15 protein-coding genes are annotated in these 21,170 nt (G+C 62.6%); 4 read left to right on the top strand and 11 right to left on the bottom strand.

Going from position 1 to position 21,170, the window contains the following annotated elements:
- Positions 1-125 precede the first annotated feature (125 nt).
- Positions 126-1,502 carry a 2-oxoadipate dioxygenase/decarboxylase HglS gene (hglS, locus tag HU731_RS00260; protein ID WP_186606545.1) on the top strand — a complete coding sequence of 459 codons (1,377 nt, stop codon included), beginning with the start codon at positions 126-128 and terminating at the stop codon, positions 1,500-1,502.
- A 739-nt stretch (positions 1,503-2,241) separates the two neighbouring features.
- Here hglS and HU731_RS00255 read toward each other — a convergent pair.
- The gene (locus HU731_RS00255) at positions 2,242-2,466 is read right to left on the bottom strand and encodes a DUF465 domain-containing protein (protein ID WP_186606544.1); all 225 of its coding nucleotides are present in this window, start codon (positions 2,464-2,466) and stop codon (positions 2,242-2,244) included.
- 175 nt (positions 2,467-2,641) lie between these two features.
- On the opposite strand from HU731_RS00255, the gene tkt reads away from it, so the two are divergent.
- Positions 2,642-4,699: a transketolase gene (gene tkt / locus HU731_RS00250; RefSeq protein WP_186606543.1), complete on the top strand. Its 2,058-nt coding sequence runs from the start codon at positions 2,642-2,644 to the stop codon at positions 4,697-4,699.
- 178 nt (positions 4,700-4,877) lie between these two features.
- Here tkt and uvrA read toward each other — a convergent pair whose 3' ends face one another.
- From uvrA to HU731_RS00215, 7 genes are all read right to left on the bottom strand, one after another.
- Positions 4,878-7,421 carry an excinuclease ABC subunit UvrA gene (gene uvrA / locus HU731_RS00245; RefSeq protein WP_186606542.1) on the bottom strand — a complete coding sequence of 848 codons (2,544 nt, stop codon included), beginning with the start codon at positions 7,419-7,421 and terminating at the stop codon, positions 4,878-4,880.
- Positions 7,418-9,130 (bottom strand): ATP-binding protein, encoded by a 1,713-nt coding sequence (locus HU731_RS00240; RefSeq protein WP_186606541.1) that lies wholly within the window; start codon positions 9,128-9,130, stop codon positions 7,418-7,420. The genes uvrA and HU731_RS00240 overlap by 4 nt, the downstream gene beginning before the upstream one ends.
- A 100-nt stretch (positions 9,131-9,230) precedes the next feature.
- Positions 9,231-12,302, bottom strand: coding sequence for an error-prone DNA polymerase (locus tag HU731_RS00235; protein WP_186606540.1), 3,072 nt, complete (start codon positions 12,300-12,302; stop codon positions 9,231-9,233).
- A 136-nt stretch (positions 12,303-12,438) separates the two neighbouring features.
- A complete protein-coding gene (locus tag HU731_RS00230; protein ID WP_186606539.1) occupies positions 12,439-13,854 on the bottom strand; it encodes a Y-family DNA polymerase in 1,416 nt (471 codons plus the stop codon).
- A 7-nt stretch (positions 13,855-13,861) separates the two neighbouring features.
- On the bottom strand, positions 13,862-14,476 hold the full coding sequence (gene imuA, locus HU731_RS00225) for a translesion DNA synthesis-associated protein ImuA (RefSeq protein ID WP_003191873.1): 615 nt from the start codon (positions 14,474-14,476) through the stop codon (positions 13,862-13,864).
- Positions 14,476-15,093 (bottom strand): transcriptional repressor LexA, encoded by a 618-nt coding sequence (lexA, locus tag HU731_RS00220; protein WP_020301598.1) that lies wholly within the window; start codon positions 15,091-15,093, stop codon positions 14,476-14,478. Before lexA ends, imuA begins: the two co-directional genes overlap by 1 nt.
- 690 nt (positions 15,094-15,783) lie before the next feature.
- Entirely contained in the window at positions 15,784-16,371 is a 588-nt protein-coding gene (locus HU731_RS00215) for an NUDIX domain-containing protein (protein WP_186609115.1), read from the bottom strand.
- Between the two features lie 165 nt (positions 16,372-16,536).
- Here HU731_RS00215 and HU731_RS00210 point away from each other — a divergent pair, with 165 nt between their 5' ends.
- On the top strand, positions 16,537-17,463 hold the full coding sequence (locus HU731_RS00210) for an alpha/beta hydrolase (protein WP_186609114.1): 927 nt from the start codon (positions 16,537-16,539) through the stop codon (positions 17,461-17,463).
- A gap of 193 nt (positions 17,464-17,656) precedes the next feature.
- On the opposite strand, the gene HU731_RS00205 is transcribed toward HU731_RS00210, so the two are convergent.
- Positions 17,657-18,817: an alpha-hydroxy acid oxidase gene (locus tag HU731_RS00205; protein WP_186609113.1), complete on the bottom strand. Its 1,161-nt coding sequence runs from the start codon at positions 18,815-18,817 to the stop codon at positions 17,657-17,659.
- A 120-nt stretch (positions 18,818-18,937) separates the two neighbouring features.
- Here HU731_RS00205 and HU731_RS00200 point away from each other — a divergent pair, with 120 nt between their 5' ends.
- Complete coding sequence (locus HU731_RS00200; RefSeq protein WP_186609112.1) at positions 18,938-19,723, top strand: DeoR/GlpR family DNA-binding transcription regulator; 786 nt, start codon at positions 18,938-18,940, stop codon at positions 19,721-19,723.
- 241 nt (positions 19,724-19,964) lie between these two features.
- Here the strand turns inward: HU731_RS00200 and HU731_RS00195 are convergent, their stop codons facing one another.
- Together HU731_RS00195 and tolR are read right to left on the bottom strand one after the other, a co-directional pair.
- Positions 19,965-20,720 carry an energy transducer TonB gene (locus HU731_RS00195; protein ID WP_186609111.1) on the bottom strand — a complete coding sequence of 252 codons (756 nt, stop codon included), beginning with the start codon at positions 20,718-20,720 and terminating at the stop codon, positions 19,965-19,967.
- Complete coding sequence (gene tolR / locus HU731_RS00190; RefSeq protein ID WP_186609109.1) at positions 20,717-21,163, bottom strand: protein TolR; 447 nt, start codon at positions 21,161-21,163, stop codon at positions 20,717-20,719. Before tolR ends, HU731_RS00195 begins: the two co-directional genes overlap by 4 nt.
- Positions 21,164-21,170 lie beyond the last annotated feature (7 nt).

The following is a 21,170-nucleotide window of genomic DNA, read 5'->3' as shown; positions in this document are numbered from 1 at the left end:
ACGCAGGGTCAACTCATTCATTTGCAGAATGAAGTCCAGAGGAATCTTCGTTTGCAAGCCAGCCGGCCGCTCAACAAAATCAGGCAAAGGCCACGTTCACCGCCCCAGCCATCAGGAATTTTTCTATGCACGCCACCGCCCATGTCAGCCCTGACGAGATCCGCAAGGGCTTTTCCAAGGCCATGTCCGACATGTATCGAGATGAAGTGCCCTTGTATGGCGCGCTGCTGGAATTGGTGGCCGAGACCAATGCCCGCGTGCTCGACAGCGAACCGGCCCTGGCGCACCACCTGCAACGTACCGGCGAAATCCAGCGCCTGGACATGGAACGCCACGGCGCCATCCGCCTGGGCACCGCTGCGGAACTGGCAACCATCAGCCGTTTGTTCGCGGTGATGGGCATGCAACCGGTGGGCTACTACGACCTCACTCCTGCTGGCGTGCCTGTTCACTCAACCGCCTTTCGCGCCGTGCATGAACACGCGCTGCAAACCAGCCCGTTTCGCGTGTTCACCTCATTACTGCGCCTGGAACTGATCGAAAACCCCGACCTGCGCGCCTTCGCCGAAAGCGCCTTGGCCAAGCGCTCGATCTTTACCGCCGAGGCCTTGGCCTTGATCGAACAAGCAGAAACCCAAGGCGGCCTGAATGCCAGCGACGCCGAGGCCTTTATCCGCCAGGCCCTGGAGACGTTCCGCTGGCACCACACCGCCACGGTCACCAGCGCCCAGTACCAGCAACTCAGCGACCAGCACCGCCTGATCGCCGACGTCGTCGCGTTCAAAGGCCCGCACATCAACCACCTCACCCCACGTATCCTGGACATCGACCAGGTACAGGCCGCCATGCCCGGCAAAGGCATCACCCCCAAAGCCGTAATCGAAGGCCCGCCCCGGCGCCAGTGCCCTATCCTGCTGCGCCAGACCAGCTTCAAGGCCCTGGACGAACCCATCGCCTTCACCGACGCCCACGGCAGCCACAGCGCGCGTTTCGGCGAAATCGAACAACGCGGCGTCGCGCTCACGCCCAAAGGCCGCGCCCTTTACGACCAACTTCTGAACGCCGCCCGCGACGAACTCGGCGCGTTCCCCACTGAGGCCAACGCTGAGCGCTATGTGCAATTGATGGAGCAGCACTTTCACGCCTTCCCCGATAACTACCCGCAGATGCGCGAACAGGGCTTGGCGTATTTTCGCTACTTCGTCACCGACAGGGGCTTGGAGGCACGCCGCCAGATCGACCAGCCTCGCACATTGGAGGGGCTGGTCAACGCCGGCCATGTGGCGGTGGAACCACTGGTGTACGAGGATTTTCTGCCGGTCAGTGCGGCGGGGATTTTCCAGTCAAACCTGGGGGATGGGGCACAGAGTCACTACGCGGGCAACTCCAACCGGACGGCTTTTGAGCAAGCGCTGGGGCGCAGGACGATTGATGAGTTGCAGTTGTATGAGCAGACGCAGCAGCGCTCTATGGATATATGCGTTGAAACGCTGTTGAAATGACTGGATGCCAGGCGCCACGGCCTTAATGGTAACCACGATGCGAAGCGAGTCGCTCTTGATCTGCTTTTGATCTTAGGCGCCCCGTCAAACCACGCTGGCCGGAATTCGACAGGGATTTGGGGGGTAAACCGGCAGGGATGCCGGTTTAGCCGCCCCGCGCCATGGATGGCGCGTGGCGGCGGCCCCCCAAATCACTGGCGGATTACGGGCACACCGAGCCTAAGCGAGGTGCCGAGTGGTGGGGCAAGAGCGTTTTGCTTACTTTTGCGCTGTTCAAAAGTGAGCCGCCGTCAGGGCGGAACCCTAAGTGGCCGTTACCGCAGCAATGGATATGTACTCGATATAACAGTGTCGCCCGCCAGGCCGCCTTCGCGAGCAAGCCCGCTCCCACAGTTGGATCGTTGGGGCGCCAGGTAGATATGGGGCGGCTGTGAGGGCGTCATCGCAGGCAAGCCAGCTCCCACAGTTGGACTACGGGGGTGTCAGGTGGATAGGCGTCGGCTGACAGGCCGGCATCGCAGACAAGCCAGCTCCCACAGGCAGCATTTTCATGCCGACCGATTCGGCCCTGTATTGCAAAAATTCTGAGGATGCCCACCCGGCTCAACAACGCAATCCTTGCGTCGCAACAAGCCCCAGAGCCGAGTGGACGGGGCGCATCATAAGGAGTGAAACGGCACTTGTCCTCCAGACAATTCTGAACAAATGTGCACATTCCAAATGTGTGACGAGAGATTGCTCAATCCAGCCGCCCAACAATTTCGTCTTTGATCAATAGCCGTTTCTTCTTCAGCTTTTCCACCTCCTCATCGCTGGCACTGGCTTTTTCCGCCGCCAGCACCTCCCCGTCGGCAGCATCATATTGGGTGAGCAACGAATCCAACCGTTTGTCCTGCGCCCTGCGTTCGTGAACAACTTCCTTGCTCAACCCCAAGTCCTGATACAGGTCATGTTTCACTGGCATGGCGTACCTCCACAGATTGATCGATGGTCTACGCCCTTGAAGCTAGCCCATTCCAACCGGTCTTGTCATGTTTGAGGTCAATCGCATCCCGTTCGTCGCGGCGCAAGCGATGGGATCAAACCTTTGCCCCGCCCTGCCCTCCACTGTAGATCGCCACCCCAGGGAGAACGGTTTTATGAATCACGTTGCCACTGCTGCCGACACCCAATGCATCAACACCCTACGCACCCTGGCCATGGATGCCGTGCAGAAGGCCAACTCGGGGCATCCGGGCACGCCCATGGGTCTGGCCCCGGTGGGTTATACGTTGTGGAGTCGCTTCCTGCGTTATCACCCCGAGCATCCCGACTGGCCCAACCGTGACCGCTTTGTGCTGTCGGTGGGGCATGCCTCGATGTTGCTGTATTCGCTGTTGCACTTGGCCGGCGTGGTAGAGATCGATGCCCACGGCCAGCGTTCGGGCCAGCCGGCTGTCAGCCTGGACGATATCAAGCAGTTCCGGCAGATCGGCTCCAAGACCCCAGGCCATCCCGAGTACCGCATGACCACCGGCGTAGAAACCACCACCGGCCCGTTGGGCCAGGGCTGCGCCAACAGCGTGGGCATGGCCATGGCCGAGCGTTGGCTGGGCCAGCGTTTCAACCGCGACGGCCAGGTGCTGTTTGACTACGACGTCTACACCCTGTGCGGTGACGGCGACATGATGGAAGGCATCAGCAGCGAAGCTGCGTCCCTGGCCGGGCACTTGAAGCTCGATAACCTGTGCTGGATCTACGACAACAACACCATCAGCATCGAGGGCCACACTGAGCTGGCGTTCAGTGAAGACGTGATCCAACGCTTCCGGGCCTATGGCTGGCACACCGTACACGTCACCGATGCCAATGACTTGCAGGCCTTGAGCGTGGCGCTGGAAACCTTCAAGGCCAATACCGGCGCCCCCACCCTGATCGTGGTGGACAGCGTGATCGGCTACGGCTCACCGCACAAACACAACACCGCTGCGGCCCATGGCGAGCCACTGGGCGAGGACGAGATTCGCCTGACCAAGGCCGCCTATGGCTGGCCGCAGGATTCAAGTTTTCTGGTGCCCGAAGAGGCTCGCACAGTGTTGCGCGATGCTCTTTACGAACGCGCCGAGCCGCTGTACGCCGAGTGGAACCAGACCCTGGCGGCCCTCGACCCGCAAAGGGCCGATGAACTGCAACGCATGCGCGCCGGGGAAATGCCCGAGCACTGGCAAGCACACCTGCCCAGCTTTGCCGCCGATGCCAAAGGCGTCGCCAGCCGTGCTTCGGGCGGCGAGGTATTGAATGCCTTCGCCCAACAGATCCCCTGGCTGCTGGGCGGTTCGGCAGACCTGTCGCCCTCGACCAAGACCAACCTCACTTTCGACGGTGCCGGGCGTTTCAGCGCCGATGACTACAGCGGGCGCAACCTGCACTTCGGTATCCGCGAACACGCCATGGGCGCGATTGCCAATGGCATGGCGCTGTCCTACCTGCGGCCGTACACCTCGACCTTCCTGGTGTTCAGCGACTACATGAAACCGCCGATCCGCCTGGCGGCGATCATGGAGTTGCCGGTGATCTTCGTGTTTACCCATGACTCCATCGGCGTGGGCGAAGACGGGCCCACCCACCAGCCCATCGAACACCTGACCCAACTGCGTGCCACCCCAGGGCTGTTGACGCTACGACCGGGCGATGCGAATGAAACCCTTGAGCTGTGGAAGGTGGCGCTGGCACAAACCCATCGGCCCAGCTGTATGGTGTTATCGCGCCAGGCATTGCCAACCCTGGACCGCAGCCACTATGCCGCAGCTTCCGGCGCCGCCAAAGGTGCCTATGTGTTGGCCGGCGCGGATCAACCGCAGGTCATCCTGATCGCCACCGGCAGCGAAGTCAGCTTGGCGGTGGCCGCGTATGAGCAGCTCAAAGACCAAGGCATTGGTGCTCGCGTGGTGTCGATGCCCAGTTGGGAGTTGTTTGAAGACCAGGATCAAGCCTACCGCGACAGCGTCCTGCCGCCGGCGGTGAAAGCCCGCGTAGTGGTGGAACAGGCAGGGCCCTTGGGATGGGACCGCTACGTCGGGCAGACCGGCGCCAAAGTGGTGATGAACAGCTTCGGCGCCTCGGCCCCGCTGGTCAAGTTGCAGGAGAAGTTCGGGTTTACCGTGGAGAACGTGGTGAAGCTGGCCAAAGAGCAGATCCAGCACAACAAACATATGTAAGGGGAACACCACAATCCCCCTGTAGGAGCGAGCTTGCTCGCGAAGAACTCAAAGGCGCCGCGTTCATTCAGGCAGCGCGCGTTATCGTTGACGTTTTTCGCGAGCAAGCTCGCTCCTACATCTATGCCCCTTGCTCGCGAAGAACTCAAAGGCGCCGCGTTCGTTCAGGAAGCGCGCGTTATCGTTGACGTTTTTCGCGAGCAAGCTCGCTCCTACAGGCTAGATAAGGCGCGGTACGGCTGTGTTTGCTCTTGGCAACCTGGTGGGGCGTGCCGCACGCCACCACCGTTCCGCCCAGGTCCCCTGCCCCCGGGCCGATATCAATCACCCAGTCACTCTGGGCCACCACGCGCATTTCATGCTCCACCACAACCACCGTATGCCCCGCCTCCACCAGGTGATTCAACTGGCTGAGCAAACGATCGACGTCCTTGGGGTGCAAGCCGGTGGTCGGTTCGTCCAAGACATACAACGTGGCGCCCCGGGCGTTACGTTGCAGCTCGGTAGCAAGCTTGATGCGTTGGGCTTCACCGCCGGACAGCTCGGTAGCCGGCTGGCCCAGGCGCAGATAACCCAGGCCGATATCGCGCAGCACGACTAACGAGCGCAGGATGCCCGGCTGCTCGGCAAACACCTGCACCGCCTGCTCCACCGTCAGCCCCAGCACTTGGGCGATGTTCAAGCCCTGCCATTTGATCGCCAGGGTGTCGGGGTTGTAGCGCGCGCCGTGGCAGGTGGGGCATGGCGCATACACGCTGGGCATGAACAGCAGCTCAACGCTGACAAAGCCTTCACCTTCGCAGTTCGGGCAGCGGCCCTTGGCGACGTTGAAGGAAAATTGCCCGGCGTCGTAGCCGTGCTTCTTGGCCGCAGGCGTGGCGGCGAACAGTTTGCGCACGTTGTCGAACAAGCCGGTGTAGGTCGCCAGGTTGGAGCGCGGCGTGCGGCCGATGGGTTTCTGGTCCACCTGCACGAGGCGCTGGATGTGTTCCAGCCCGGCGCTGATATGCCCGCCACTGGCTTGCGGTGCGGCATCTTCCAGGCTCGGTTCGTCGTCGCTTTCCAGCACACGCCCCAGGCCCGTGCCCACCAGCTCCAGCAGCGCCTGGCTGACCAGGCTGGATTTGCCCGAGCCAGAAATACCGGTCACTGCGGTGAAACAGCCCAGCGGGAAATCCACGTTCAAATTGTTCAGGTTATTTCGCGTCACGCCTGTAAGCTTCAGCCAACCGGCCGGCTTGCGGCTTGGCGCATTGGCCAGGCGAGGTTGGGCAAACAGGTATTCGCGGGTCTGCGAGGCCTCGACATCCGCCAACCCTGCGGGCGGCCCGCTGTACAGCACTTGCCCGCCATGCTCGCCGGCAGCCGGGCCCACGTCGATCAGCCAGTCGGCGCGGCGCATGGTTTCAAGGTCATGCTCCACCACAAACAGCGAATTGCCTGCGGCTTTCAAACGATCAAGCGCAGTGAACAATGCTTCACCATCCGCCGGGTGCAAACCCGCCGAAGGCTCATCGAGCACATAAATAACGCCGAACAACTGCGAACCCAATTGGGTGGCCAGGCGCAGACGCTGCAGCTCGCCGGACGACAAGGTCGGCGTGCTGCGCTCCAAGGACAGATAACCCAGGCCCAGCTCGATCAACGTATTGACCCGCTCGAGCAGGTCCTGGGCAATGCGTTGGGCCGCCAGGCGTTTTTCCACCGACAGTTTCATGGTGTCCTGCCCCGCCGCCACCGGCCGCAGCAAGTCGGCCAATTGCGCCAGGGACAGTTGCGACAACTCGCCGATATCCACCCCGGCAAACTTCACCGAGAGCGCCGCCTGGTTCAGGCGCTTGCCCTCGCACAAGGGGCAAGCACTGCCTTGCATGAACTGCGACACGCGCTTTTTCATCAGCGCGCTTTGGGTGTGGGCGAAGGTATGCAGGATGTAGCGCCGAGCGCCGCTGAAGGTGCCTTGGTAACTGGGCTCCAACTTGCGTTTCAACGCCTCGCGGGTCTGTTGCGGGGTGAAGCCGGCGTATACCGGTACGGTGGGGGTTTCTTCGGTGAACAGGATCCAGTCGCGCTGCTTTTTCGGCAAGTCGCGCCATGGGATGTCCACGTCATAGCCCAGGGTCACAAGGATGTCGCGCAGGTTCTGGCCCTGCCACGCCAACGGCCAGGACGCCACTGCACGCTGGCGGATGGTCAACGACGGATCGGGCACCATCAGCGCCTCGGTCACTTCGTACACACGGCCCAGGCCATGGCATTGCGGGCACGCGCCTTGAGGCAGGTTCGGCGAGAAGTCCTCGGCGTACAACATGGCCTGCCCTTTCGGATAACGGCCCGCGCGGGAATAAAGCATGCGGATCAAGCTCGACAAGGTGGTGACACTGCCCACCGACGAGCGCGCACTCGGTGTACCGCGTTGCTGTTGCAGGGCCACAGCAGGCGGCAAGCCTTCGATGCTGTCTACATCCGGCACGCCGACCTGGTCGATCAGGCGCCGCGCATAGGGCGCCACCGATTCGAAATAGCGGCGCTGGGCCTCGGCATACACGGTGGAAAACGCCAGGGACGATTTGCCGGAGCCAGACACGCCGGTAAACACCACCAGGGCGTCCCGGGGAATATCCACATCGACATTACGCAAGTTATGTTCACGGGCGCCACGCACCCTGACGAAGCCCGTTTGCTGGGCGGTGAGCGGTGGGATGTTGCGCTGTGATGTCATGGGCAACCTTGTCTTGCGCCGAGCACCCTGCGCACGCGTTGGGTCAGGGCATCGGGGCTGTAGGGTTTGCTCAGCAGGTGGATATCGGCGCCGAGCAGATGATTGGAGGACAGAATGTCGCGGGTGTGGCCGGAGGTAAACAACACCGGCACCGGCGGGTTCTGTGCGCGGGCCCAGGTGGCCAGGTCGGTGCTCTTGACCCGGCCGGGCATCACCACGTCGGTAAAGATCAGGTCCGGCGCCGCGCCGCGCTGCAACACTTGCATCGCGCGGTCGCCGTCCTCGGCGGTCAGTACGGTGTAGCCTGACTGCTGCAGTAACTCGACCACCGTCAGGCGTACACCTTCATTGTCCTCGACCACCAGGATGGTTTCCTGGCCGCTGGCTTGCAGGTCCACATCGTTGTAGTCCTCAAGGCATTCAGGCTCCAGGCAGTGGGGAAAATACATCTGCACCACCGAACCCTTGCCCTCCTCACTCCACATGTCCACATGCCCGCCGCTTTGGCGCACAAATCCGAACACCATGCTCAGCCCAAGGCCGGTGCCGTGGCCTTCGCGCTTGGTGGTGAAGAAGGGTTCGAATGCACGCTTGAGGGTCGCCTCGGACATGCCCACGCCGGTGTCGGCCACCGCCAGGCGCACGTATTCGCCGGGCTTGATGCTTTTGCCCACGCAATCGTCCGGGTTGAGGATGACATTTTCCCCGGTGATACGAATCACGCCCTCACCCTGCATGGCATCCCGGGCATTGATCGCCAGGTTGAGCAACGCATTTTCCAGCTGGTTACGGTCGACATTGATGCACCAGGAATCCTGGGGCAATTGCACGTCGATATGAATGGTTTCCCCCAACGCCCGTTGCAACAGCTCGCCCAGGCCGGCGTAGATGCGCTGCGGGTTGTACACCGCCGGCGACAAGGGCTGGCGACGGGCAAAGGCCAGCAGTTGCGACGACAGCTTGGCCCCCCGCTCCACAGCGGCGATGGCCGCGGTGACGCGACGTTGCACCTGACAATTGTCTGGCTCATGCCGGGCGAGCAAATGCAGGTTGCCGGCGATCACTTGCAGCAAGTTATTGAAGTCATGGGCCACGCCACCGGTCAGGCCGCCAATCGCTTCCAGCTTCTGGGACTGGCGCAACTGGTCTTCGGCGGCAGACCGCGCCTGCACTTCAGCGGCCACGCGTTGCTCCAGATTATGGGTGAGCTCCTGGCGCACCCGCTCGGACTTCACCAGTTCGGTGGTTTCCACCACAATCGCCAGCACCCCGGCCGGCTGTTGGTTGTCCCCGGCCACGGGGCTGTAATAAAGGTCCAGCCATACGCTTTCCGGTTGGCCATGACGCGATAACACCAGCTCCTTGTTATTGAACGACAAGGTGCCGCCCGCCAGGCACGTATCCACCACATGCCGGTTGAACTCGGCCACTTCCGGCCAGCCCAGTTCCACCGGTGTACCCAACAGGTAGGGATGGCGCCCGCCGGCAAATGCCGAATAGCTGTCGTTGTAGATCATGTACCCCGCCCGCCCCCACAGCATCACCATCGGCACGGGTGAGGCCAGCATCATCTGCACAGTGCAGGCCAGGCTTGTGGACCACTGATCCAAGGGGCCAAGGTCGGTACTGGACCAGTCAAATGTGCGAATCCGCTGGGCCATTTCGCCGGCCCAGCCTTCACAGCCGTGGGGGTTGGATAAAAATTGCATGATTGGGCTCTGTGCGGGGACAAGACAGTCGCAAGTTTTGGAGCGCGCCAGCGGTGGATGGTTTCATCCTGAACACAGAGGAATGCACAAACCCCTGGAACTAATGAAAATCCCGGCTGCGCACCACAATCCCCTCCAGCAGCGGCGTCAAATCGGTGAGGCGCCCCGCGATCAGATGCCGCACCTCGCCCACCGCCTCCCAACGGCCGTCCACCTTGAGCAAACGCGAGCCCACCAGCGCCTGGCGCTGACGCTCGGCCAGGTCGCGCCAGACCACCACATTGAGGTTGCCGAACTCATCTTCCAGGGTAACAAAGGTCACGCCGCTCGCCGTGCCTGGGCGCTGGCGCCCTGTGACCAGCCCGGCGACGCTCACGTTGCGCCCATGTTCCACCGCAAGCAACTCCTGGGAACTGCGGCAGCGGCGCCGGCGTAACTCGGCGCGCAACAACGCCAGGGGATGGGGCCCCAGGGTGGTACCAAGGCTAGCGTAATCGGCGTGCAAATCTTCGCCTACCGTGGGCTCGGGTAATGCCACCCGCGTTTCATCGGGGCTCGGCAGGCCGGCAAACAAGCCCAATTGCTGATGCACACCGGCCACGTCCCAGCGTGCCTGGTGGCGGTTGCCGGCCAAGGCGCGCAAGGCCCCGGCGTCCGCCAGCAGCGCCTGGGCACGGGCATCCAGGCCGGCGCGCGCGTCCAGGTCAGCGATGTCGCTGAATGGTCGATGCTGACGCACCGCTTCGATACGCCGCCCATCGTCCTCGCGAAACCCCGAGATCATGCGCAGACCCAGGCGAATCGCCGGTTGCTGGCCGTCGATGGGCTCCAGGCTGCAGTCCCAGTCACTGGCCTGCACATCCACGGGGCGGATCTGCAAGCGATGGCGCCGCGCGTCCTGCAGGATCTGGTCCGGGCTGTAGAAACCCATGGGCCAGCTGTTGATCAGGGCGCAGGCGAAGGCCGCCGGTTCATGGCATTTGAGCCAGCAACTGGCATAGGTCAGCAAGGCGAAACTGGCGGCGTGGGACTCCGGGAAACCATAGCTGCCAAAGCCCTTGATCTGCTCGAAAATCTGCGCGGCAAAGGCTTCGGTGTAGCCGTTTTTGAGCATGCCGGTGCGCAGGCGTTGCTGATGGGGCTCCAGGCCGCCGTGGCGTTTCCAGGCGGCCATGGAGCGGCGCAACTGGTCGGCCTCGCCTGGGCTGTAGTCGGCGGCGACCATGGCGATTTGCATCACCTGTTCCTGGAACAGCGGGATGCCCAGAGTGCGCTCCAGCACGGCTTTCAATTGCGGCGACGGATAGGACGTGGGTTCTTCATTGTTCCGCCGCCGCAAATACGGATGCACCATGCCGCCCTGGATCGGCCCGGGGCGCACAATGGCAACCTCGATCACCAGGTCATAAAACGTCTGCGGCTTGAGCCTGGGCAGCATCGACATCTGCGCCCGCGACTCGATCTGGAACACACCGATGGTGTCAGCCTTGCTGATCATGGCGTAGGTGGCCGGGTCTTCCTTGGGAATCGTGGCCAGGCTCAAGTCCCGGTGGCGATGCCGGCGCAGCAAATCGAAGCAGCGGCGGATCGCGCTGAGCATGCCCAGGGCGAGGATGTCCACCTTGAGCAAGCCGACGGCGTCGAGGTCGTCCTTGTCCCACTGGATAATGGTGCGCTCGGCCATGGCCGCATTTTCCACCGGCACCAGGGTGTCCAGCGGGTATTCGCTGATCACAAAGCCGCCAGGGTGCTGGGACAGGTGCCGGGGAAAACCGATCAATTGCTGGGTGAGCGTCAAGACCCGGCGCAGCAGTGGGCTGTCCGGGTCGAAGCCGCTTTCACGCAGGCGCTCCAACGGCGGCGCTTCATCGCTCCAGCGCCCGCAACAATCGGCCAAGGCGTTGATCTGGTCCGCCGGCAGCCCGAGGGCCTTGGCCACATCGCGTACTGCGCCCGTGGCGTGGTAACTGCTGACCACCGCCGTCAAGGCTGCACGGGTGCGGCCATAGCGCTGGAACACGTATTGCAGCACCTCTTCGCGGCGTTCGTGCTCAAAATCCACGTCGATATCCGGCGGCTCGTTGCGCTCTTTGGACAGGAAGCGCTCGAACAGCAGGTTGGTCAGGCTCGGGTTGATTTCGGTGATGCCCAGGACAAAACACACCGCCGAGTTAGCCGCCGAACCACGGCCCTGGCACAGGATCGAACGGCTGCGGGCGAAGCGCACAATGTCATGCACCGTAAGGAAATAGCTTTCGTAACCCAGCTCGCTGATCAGCTGCAGTTCACGCTGGATTTGCTGCAAGGTCTTGTCGTCGATGCCTTCGGGCCAGCGCTGGGCGATGCCTTCTTCGGTGAGGGTGCGCAGCCAGGATTGGGCGTCATGGCCCGCGGGTACCAGCTCGCGTGGGTAGTGATAGCGCAACTGGCCGAGGTCGAAGGTGCAACGCCGCGCGATGGCGAGGGTTTCGTCCAGCAAGGCCTGGGGGTACAGCGCCGCCAGCGCGTCGAGGCTGCGCAGGTGGCGTTCGCCATTGGGGTGCAGGCGCGTGCCGGCTTCGGCCACCGGCACATGGTGGCGGATGGCGGTCATGGTGTCTTGCAGGGCACGGCGGCCCCGCGCATGCATATGCACATCGCCACAGGCCACGGCAGGGATTTGCAGGCTGTGGGCCAGTTGCAAGCGCTGTTGCAGGTGGCGCGCATCGTCCTGGCCACAATGCAGGTGCACCGCCAGCCACAGGCGTTGGTCGAAGGTGCGGCGCAGCCAGTCGAGGCTGGCCTGGGTGTCGCTGTCTTGTGCCACCCACAACGCCAGCAGGCCGGGCAGCGGTTGCTCGAAATCTTCCTGTAGCAGGCGATAGCGGCCCTTTTCAGCCCGCCGCCGAGCCAGGGTGATCAGCCGGCACAGGTGCTGGTAACCGCTCAGATTCTCCACCAGCAGCACCAGTTTCGGGCCGTTTTCGATGTGCATTTCGCTGCCGATAATCAACGGCAAGTCTACGGCTTTGGCGGCTTGCCAAGCGCGCACGATGCCCGACAGCGTGCATTCATCGGTGATCGCCAGGGCGCTGTAGCCTTGGCCTTTAGCGCGCTCGAAAAGCTCCAGCGCACTGGAGGCGCCACGCTGGAAGCTGAAGCTGGACAGGCAGTGCAGCTCGGCATAATTCATACGCCACCCTCCCCTGTAGGAGCGAGCTTGCTCGCGAAAAACCCGAGGGCACCGCGTTCATCCTGGTTTCCCGCGTTATCGTTGACGGCCTTCGCGAGCAAGCTCGCTCCTACAGAAGGTGGCGGCTCAAGGAGGCTCATGCAAACCAGCCTTGCAACCACAGCCCATCGCCTTGCCCCACCGTGCGGTAGGCCCAGCCTTGCTGGCCGGCGCGGGTCTGGACCAGGTAATAGTCGCGGCGCACATCGGCACCATCCCACCAGCCGGATTCAATGCGCTCCGGGCCCATCAGGATCTGTACACCGTGTTCGGCCAGCAAGGTCGGTTGCGGCAATAACCAGCCTGGGCGCCGGACCTTGTTCAAGCTCGGGCACGGCTGGCTGTCGGTCGCGGCCTGCCAGGCGCATTCGGGGCGGTGGTCGGCCTGAAATCGCAGGCCCTGCACCGCCTCATCCCCCAGGCGTGCACGCAGGCGTTCGCGCAATTGTTCCCACGGCAGGGTTTGTTGCGGGCGGTCGTCGAACAGGTCCTGGCGTTGCGGCACGAACACCGGCAAGTCCTCGGCCACCAGGCGCACACCCCGCACCGGCGCGGTGACCTGTACCTGCTCCAGGCGCCCACGGGCCAGTTCGAACAACATCGAAGGCTCGCGCTCGGCGCTGAGCAGGCCCACCTTGATCACGCTGTCGTATGCCTGGGCATGTTCCAGGTGCAGGTCAAAGCGCTGCACGCCACTGTCGCGGCCGCACAGAAAGGCCGACAGGTCGCCGGTCAAGCGCCGCAAGGGGAATAACAGCGCCTGGTGGGATTGCACATCGAAATTCAACTCGATGCGTGCATCGAACTGGTCCGGCGGTTGATAGAACTCCAAGGCCAATGGCCGCTGCCCGCTCAGGGCGTCGAGGTGCTTGAGCAGGCTGGCGTCAAAACGTCGCGCCAGGGTATGCCGGGGCAAGGCCTGCACCTGGGCCAGGGTGCGCAGGCCCATGCGCGACAAGGCGGTGGCGGCCTGGGGTTCAAGGCCTGCGCGGTCGACAGGCAGCGACGCCAGGGCCTGCATCAAGGCGCGGTCATCGGCCACGGCCAGGCCGTCGTAGCCGTTTGCCAATACCCGCGCCGCCGCCGGGTTGGGCGCAGCGACGATGCGGTGACGAAAGCCAAGCTCGGTCAGCTCCTTGCGCAAACGCGACTCGAGTTGCGGCCAGGGCCCGAACAGGCCCAGGCTCGATTCGATCTCGAACAATAAGGCCCGCGGGTAATACAGGCTGACCTGGGAACTGAAACGATAGGCCCAGGCAGCCAGAAACTGCTGCAGGCGCTCGATCTCCAACGGGTCGTATTCGACACAGGCAAATTGCTTGGCCAGGGCATGGGCCGCCGTCAACGATTGGCCGGGGCGCAGGCCCAAGGCGCGGGCGGCGGCGTTGACGGTTTGCAACACGCGCCGCTGCGGCGTGCCGGCCAGCAGCGCCAGCGGCTGCTCGGGTTCGGGGTGCACACGCTGTGCCCCGTCCAGCGCCAATTGCGGGAAGACAATACACACCCAACGCATGGCAACCTCAATGCCCCGCCAGGGCAATCGGCGCCGGATGGGCCAGCCCGCCACGGCACTTGAGCACCCGCACTTGCGCGGGCCTGGCCTCGACCGCCAGGCGCAGGGCGGCGGGCGAGGCATTGATCGCCTCGCTCAGGGAGCGCCAGGCAAACGCCAGGGTCTGCCCGGTTTCGGCCGCCACCTGCAAACGCCGCAAGGCACGATCATCGGCCTTGCGCGGCCAGCACAACACCGCCCCGCAACTGCCCGAACGCAGGCATTGCTCCACTGCCCACAGCGCGTCGCGCTCCTCGGCCCGGATAATGGACAACTGGCGCACATCCACCCCGGCGTTCTGCCACGCATGGGGATAGGGGGTATAAGGCGGCGCCACCAACACAATGCGCTCGCCCAGGGCCGACAAACGCGCCAGTGTGGGCAGCACCAGTTGCAACTCGCCCACCCCGTCCTGGGCCATCAGGATTTCACTCAAGGCCGATTCCGGCCAGCCGCCACTGGGCAACACCGCATCCAGCGCCGCCAGCCCCGTGGGGTGCACGCTGGCCGGTGGCGCGGCGGGCCGGCCCTTCCAGACTCGCCCGCCATTGAACAGCGAGTCCAGGGCAACCACGGCGCCCATCAGCCTTGCCTCACCAGGCCGCAGAACACGCCTTCGATGGCCAGGTCCTGCTCGGGCCCGACCACGATGGGTTGATACGCCGGGTTGCGCGGCAACAGGCGAACCCTGTCGCCGTGGCGTTCGAATCGTTTGATGGTGACGTCACCGTCCAGGCGCGCCACCACAATCTGCCCGTTCAAGGCTTCGGCAGTGCGGCGTACGCCCACCAGGTCGCCATCGAGAATGCCATCTTCAATCATCGAATCGCCCTGCACCCGCAGCAGGTAATCGGGGGTTTTGGCGAAAGTGGCGGGGTCCAGTTGCAAGCGGCTGTGCACCTCGGCATCGGCGCCAATCGGCCGACCGGCCGCCACACGGCCAAGCACCGGCACATCCAGCCACTCGGGACGCGCAGGTTGGTTGAGCAAGCGGATGCCACGGGCCTGGTTGGGGTTGACCTCAATAAAACCGGCTTCAGTCAGCGCCACCACATGCTTGCGGGCGACGCTGCGCGAGGCGAAGCCGAACGCCTCGGCGATCTCGGCGAGGCTGGGAGGCTGGCCTTGTTGCGCGATGCGCTCGCGAATGAAGGTCAGGATGGCAGTGCGGCGGGGAGTCAGGTTAGTCATGGAGTACATTTGTACTCCTGTGGGAAATTTCTGACAATAACCGTCAGTCTGCTCGTTGCCACATACCTGTGGGAGCGGGCTTGCTCGCGAAGGCGGTGTATCTGCTAGCACATGTGAAAACTGACCCACCGCTTTCGCGAGCAAGCCCGCTCCCACATGAAGGCATAGGTATCTACATAACTCTGTAGGTTGTAGCCGACGACGGTAACCACGATGCGAAGCGAGCCGCTCTTGATCTTGATCTGCTTTTGATCTTAGGCGCCCCGTCAAACCACGCTGGCCGGAATTCGACAGTGATTTGGGGGGTAAACCGGCAGGGATGCCGGTTTAGCCGCCCCGCGCCATGGATGACGCGTGGCGGCGGCCCCCCAAATCACTGGCGGATTACGGGCACACCGAGCCACAGCGAGGTGCCGAGTGGTGGGGCAAGAGCCCTTTGGTTACTTTGGGGCTTTTCCAAAGTGACCCGCCGTCAGGGCGGAACCCTAAGTGGCCGTTACCGCAGAAATGGATATGTACTCGGTATAACTGTGTTGGCTGTCAGGACGCATTCGCGAGCAAGCCCGCTCCCACAGTTTGATCGTGGTGTGTCAGGTTGATAGGCGTCGGCTGTCTAATCGTCACGGGAGCAAGCTCCCTCGCCACAGATTTAGCGTCGTACCGAAGTTGCGTAGATACCTATGCACATGAAGGCATACCTCACCACCCCTCTTTCAACATCCGCAACTCCAGATGCTGCAACAACATAATCGTCTTGCCATCCACAATCTCCCCACTCTGCACCATCGCCAGCGCCTGCTCGAAGCCCAGCTCCAACACCTCGATATCCTCGCCCTCTTCTTCCAGGCCACCACCCGCCCCCACTCGGTCGCCTGGCTGGTATTGGCCGATAAAAAAGTGGATCCGCTCGGTTACCGATCCCGGGCTCATGAACGCCGCATAGATTTTCTCCACATGCCCGACGCGATAGCCGGTCTCTTCCTCGGCCTCCAGACGGATGCGTTCTTCGGCGCTGGCGTTGTCGAGCAAACCGGCCGCCGCTTCAATCAGGTAGCCGGGGTAATCGTTGACGAACGTGGGCATGCGGAACTGGCGAATCAGCAACACCGTGCGTTGCTCGCGGTTGTACAACAGGATGGTGGCACCGTTGCCCCGGTCATACACTTCGCGGGTCTGGGCTTGCCAACTGCCGTCGCGACGGCGCAGGTCGAAGCTGTATTTCTTCAGCAGGTACCAGTTGTCCGAGAGGGTTTCTTCGGCGGTGATGCGCACGGGGCTGTTGTTCATGTGTGGGCCTTTACAGGAGGGGCGGGTTCAAGCCGTCCACCCTATCAATCCGCATGAGGATTGTTCAATGCTGTAACACTTTCATCGGTCACGGCCGTCGCATTAATGCCTGCCCGCCCAGGCCATCTGGTAAAACCCGTGCTTCACCTTTGTTCTGGAACCTTCATGTCTTCTGCTTCTATCCCTCGCCGGGGCCTGCGCTGGTTTGTCTGGCTGTGCATGGCGGTGTTGATTGTCGGCCTGCCAGTCGGCTGCGCCGTGCTGCAACACAAAGAGCGCGAACTGGTGTTTCGCATCGAGCCGGGAACCGCCGGCTGGTACACCGGCCTGCCCAAGGCGGTGCAGGAATTTGAACTCAAGCCCGCCAGTTTCAAAGCAGGGCAAAACATTCATGGCTGGTGGTACCCGGCAACCAACAAAGACGCGCCCGCCATCCTCTACTTGCACGGGGTACGCTGGAACCTCACGGGCCAATTGTTTCGCATCGAGCAATTGCATGCCCTGGGCTTTTCGGTCCTGGCCATCGACTATCGCGGCTTTGGCCAAAGCCACGGCGACCTGCCCTCGGAGGCCACGGTGTACGAGGACGCTCGCATCGCCTGGGAACGTTTCCAGACCCTGCAACCAGACCCCGGCAAGCGCCTGATCTACGGGCACTCCCTGGGTGGTGCCGTCGCCATCGACCTCGCTGCCGAGCTGGGCAAGCAGGTGCCATTGCCGGTGCGTGGGCTGGTGATCGAGTCCACGTTCACCTCCCTGGCGGATGTCGCCACGGCCGTTGCCAACACCTCGTTGCCGGTGCGCTGGTTGCTGTCGCAGAAGTTCGATTCCATCGACAAGATTGCCGACATCCACATGCCGCTGCTGGTGGTCCACGGCCTCAACGACCGCTACGTACCGCCGCGCTTCAGCCAGCAGTTGTTCGAAGCCGCCCAGCAACCCAAACACCTGTTGCTGGTGCCGGGTGCCAGCCACAACAACAGCATGAACCTGGCCGGGCGCAGTTATGGCCAGGCGCTGGAAAACCTGATGCGCACAAAGATGCCCGCCCAGGTCGTCACACACTCCACAGGCCGCGATAACGCCTCATAAATACGCTTTTCGGCACTGGGTTCGCGCTTGGCTGTCAAGCGCAAACCCTGGCCATGCTGGCCCGAAATACAAGTTGATCAAATAATGATCTTCGCTGAAATCGCCAACGCAGCCGGGCCTTCGCAAAGTTATCCACAGAGATACCCACGGTTTTCGTGGACAACTCTTTTTATATTTTTGCGTTTTTTTTTGCTTAAGCCGTGCTTCCAGGAAAGGTACCGGGCAACAAGATTTCGCGATTCACCTCGCGTATATCCTTATAGCCACAAAGCGCCATCGACACGTCCAGTTCGCGGGCGATGATATCGAGGGCCTTGGTTACGCCCGCCTCGCCCATCGCCCCCAACCCATACAAATGCGGGCGGCCGATCATGGTGCCCTTGGCGCCCAGCGCCATGGCCTTGAGCACGTCCTGGCCGGAACGAATACCCCCGTCGAGCCACACTTCAATACGGTTGCCCACGGCTTCGACAATCGCCGGCAATTGGCTGATGCTCGACGGCGCGCCATCAAGCTGGCGGCCACCGTGGTTGCTCACCACCAACGCATCGGCACCGCAATCGGCCGCCAAGCGTGCATCTTCCACATCGAGAATGCCCTTGATGATCAGCTTGCCGCCCCAACACTTTTTGATCCACGCCACATCGTCCCAACTCAGGCGCGGGTCAAACTGCTGGGCGGTCCACGACGACAGCGAACTCATGTCGGCCACGCCCTTCACATGCCCGACGATATTGCCGAAACCACGCCGCTGGGTACCCAGCATGCCCATCACCCAGCGCGGCTTGGTCATCATGTTGAGAATGTTCGGCAGGGTCAGCTTGGGTGGCGCGGACAGGCCGTTGATCAAGTCTTTGTGGCGCTGCCCCAGAATCTGCAAATCCAGGGTCAGCACCAATGCATCCACCCCGGCAGCCTTGGCGCGCTCGATCAACTGCTCGATAAAACTGCGGTCGCGCATCACATACAGCTGGAACCAGAACGGCTGGCCGACGTGCTCGGCGATGTCCTCCAGCGTACAGATACTCATGGTCGACAAGGTGTAGCGCAGCCCGAACGCAGCAGCGGCACGGGCGGTGAGGATTTCGCCATCGGCATGTTGCATGCCCGCAAGGCCGGTCGGTGCCAGCGCTACGGGCATGGCCATGTCCTGGCCGATCATACTGGCGCGGATCGAACGCTCGTCGATATTGCGCGCCACCCGTTGGCGGAACTTGATACGTGCAAAATCAGTTTCGTTGGCGCGGTAGGTGCTCTCAGTCCAGGAGCCGGAATCGGCGTAGTCGTAGAACATGCGGGGCACACGTTTTTGCGCCAGCTTGCGTAAGTCTTCGATGGTTGTGATCAACGGCATCGGGTCACCTCTCCCTGAACTGAACACAGAGAGTAACTGGCAGGAGCGTGGGCAACCAGCCGTTGCGTTTAGATGAAGCGGGGATTAATCTCGCACAAACCCGCAATAAAGCGCACAAACATGCATAACACTCATCAAGCCATCGACCTGCCTTCCCTGCGCAAGCAGAAGATTCTGTTGTTGCTGGAACGCGACGGCAAGGTCACCGCCTCCGAGTTGGTCGAGCATTTCGCCGTGTCCCAGGACACCATCCGCCGCGACCTCGGCGAACTCGCCGCCGCCGGCCTGCTGCAACGCGTACACGGCGGCGCCCTGCCCCGGCCCAAGGACACCGGCAAGGATTTCTTTACTCGTGTCGGCGAGACCAACGAGGTCAAGCGCCAGCTCGCCCGCGTGGCGGCGGGCCGGGTTGAAGACGGCCAGATCGTGCTATTCGATTCTGGCTCCACCACCTTGCAGATCGCTCAGTGCTTGCCCCATGCACTGCACCTGACCGTGGTCACGCCATCACCGATGATCGCCATCGCCCTGGCCGACCATCCGCATGTAAAAGTGATTTTGGCCGGTGGCCAACTCAACCCCGCCACGCTCTCCACCGGTGGCCATGACGCGGTGCGGCTGATCCAGAGCGTAAAGGCCGACCTATTGTTCACCGGGGTTTGCGCACTGCATCCGCAGGTGGGCATCACCTCGCTGCATTTTGGTGAAGTAGCCGTCAAGCAAGCCCTGCTCGACAGCGCGTCCCACGTCATCGCCGTGACCACCTCAGACAAGCTCGGCGCGGTGGAACCCTTTGTGGTGGCGCCGTGCAGCCGTATTCATACGCTGATTACCGAGTGGGACGCGCCGGATGTGCAGGCGTATGAACAGTTAGGGCTGCAGGTGCAGCGAGTGGAAGTGCAGTGATGCACAGTGACGGACGGCAACCACGAGGCGAAGCAACAGCGTCGGCTGCCAGGCCGTCATCGCAGGCAAGCCAGCTCCCACATTGGTCATGCATTGCCCACAAAATCAGGGCCCGGCACAGATCCCCTGTGGGAGCGGGCTTGCTCGCGAAGGCGGCGTGTCAGTCAATGAATCTGTAACTGAACTACCGTCATCGCAGGCAAGCCAGCTCCCACAGGTTGCAGGGGTTGTTTGGAGAGCCTCATTGGATGCGGTAGTGGAAAGTATTGCGCACTGCCGGTACGGCAACAGCCTTGCCATCGACGATTCTCGGCTGGTAGCGAAAAGTATTGGCCGCGGCCAATGAGGGCCGAATGAACAACGGGTGGCAGCCGTCCAGCACCTTGGGGTTTTCCACGTGGCCCTGGGTGTTGACGGTGTACTCCACCGAACAGTCGCCTTCGATGTTCTTGTCCAGGGCGCGTTCGGGGTAGTCGGGGGCGGCCTTGCTCAAGGGCTGGTACTGGCGGCTGTCGAATGCAGGGGTAGGCGCAGGCACGGCGGCTCGGGCTTTTTGCGCAGCGGCACGCGCCTGGCTCAGGCGTTGCTGCTCCAACTCTCGATTGCGCTGCTCGGTCGCCATGCGCTGCTGTTGTTGCTCCAGTTTCTTTTCTTCAACCCGCTTGCGCGCCAGGGCGGCTTTCTCGAGCTTTTGCGCCTGGACCTGCGGATCGACCGTCGGTTTGGTTGGTAGCGGGATGGCAACAGGTTCTGGCAGCGCGGCAGCGACAGGTTCAGGTATCGCCGCCGGCTCCGGCGCTGGCAACACCACCAACTGCGTGTGCATCACCCGTGGCGCATCCACCCCTGGCCGCTCCGTTGACCAGCCCAGCATCAACGCCACTGCCACCGCGCCATGCAGCGCCACGGCCAGGCCCGCTGCCAGGCTTTTACGCCAGAAACCATCGCCGTTGGGCGCCAAGGCCAGTGCCGGACTGTGCATGCTCATCGCTGTCATTGTGGGGCCTCGGTGACGAGCCCAAGCTGGCTGACACCGCCCTTCTGCAGCACTGCCATGGCCGCCACCACACGGCCGTAACCGGCATTGTCGTCAGCACGGATATACACCTGGGTATCGCTGCGCGCCGCCACCACCTGCATGACCTTGGCGCTCATTTCTTCCAGTGTCACCGCACTGTCGGTCTGCTGGCGGGTATCCAGTTCATCGCCCAGGTTCCAGTAGTAGCCACCGTCGGCCTTCACCGATAACGTCAGGATCTGCTGGCGCGTATCGGTGGCCAGCGCCTCGGCGGCGACCTTGGGCAGTTCGATCTTCACGCCCTGGGTGAGCATGGGCGCGGTGACCATGAAGATCACCAGCAGCACCAGCATCACGTCGATGTAGGGCACCACGTTCATCTCGGCCTTGGGCCCGTGCTTGCGTTGCGGCCTGGTCAACATCGCTTTG

This window comes from Pseudomonas salmasensis (assembly GCF_014268375.2).
GTDB lineage: Bacteria > Pseudomonadota > Gammaproteobacteria > Pseudomonadales > Pseudomonadaceae > Aquipseudomonas > Aquipseudomonas salmasensis.
This window is presented reverse-complemented; position numbering and strand designations above follow the sequence as displayed.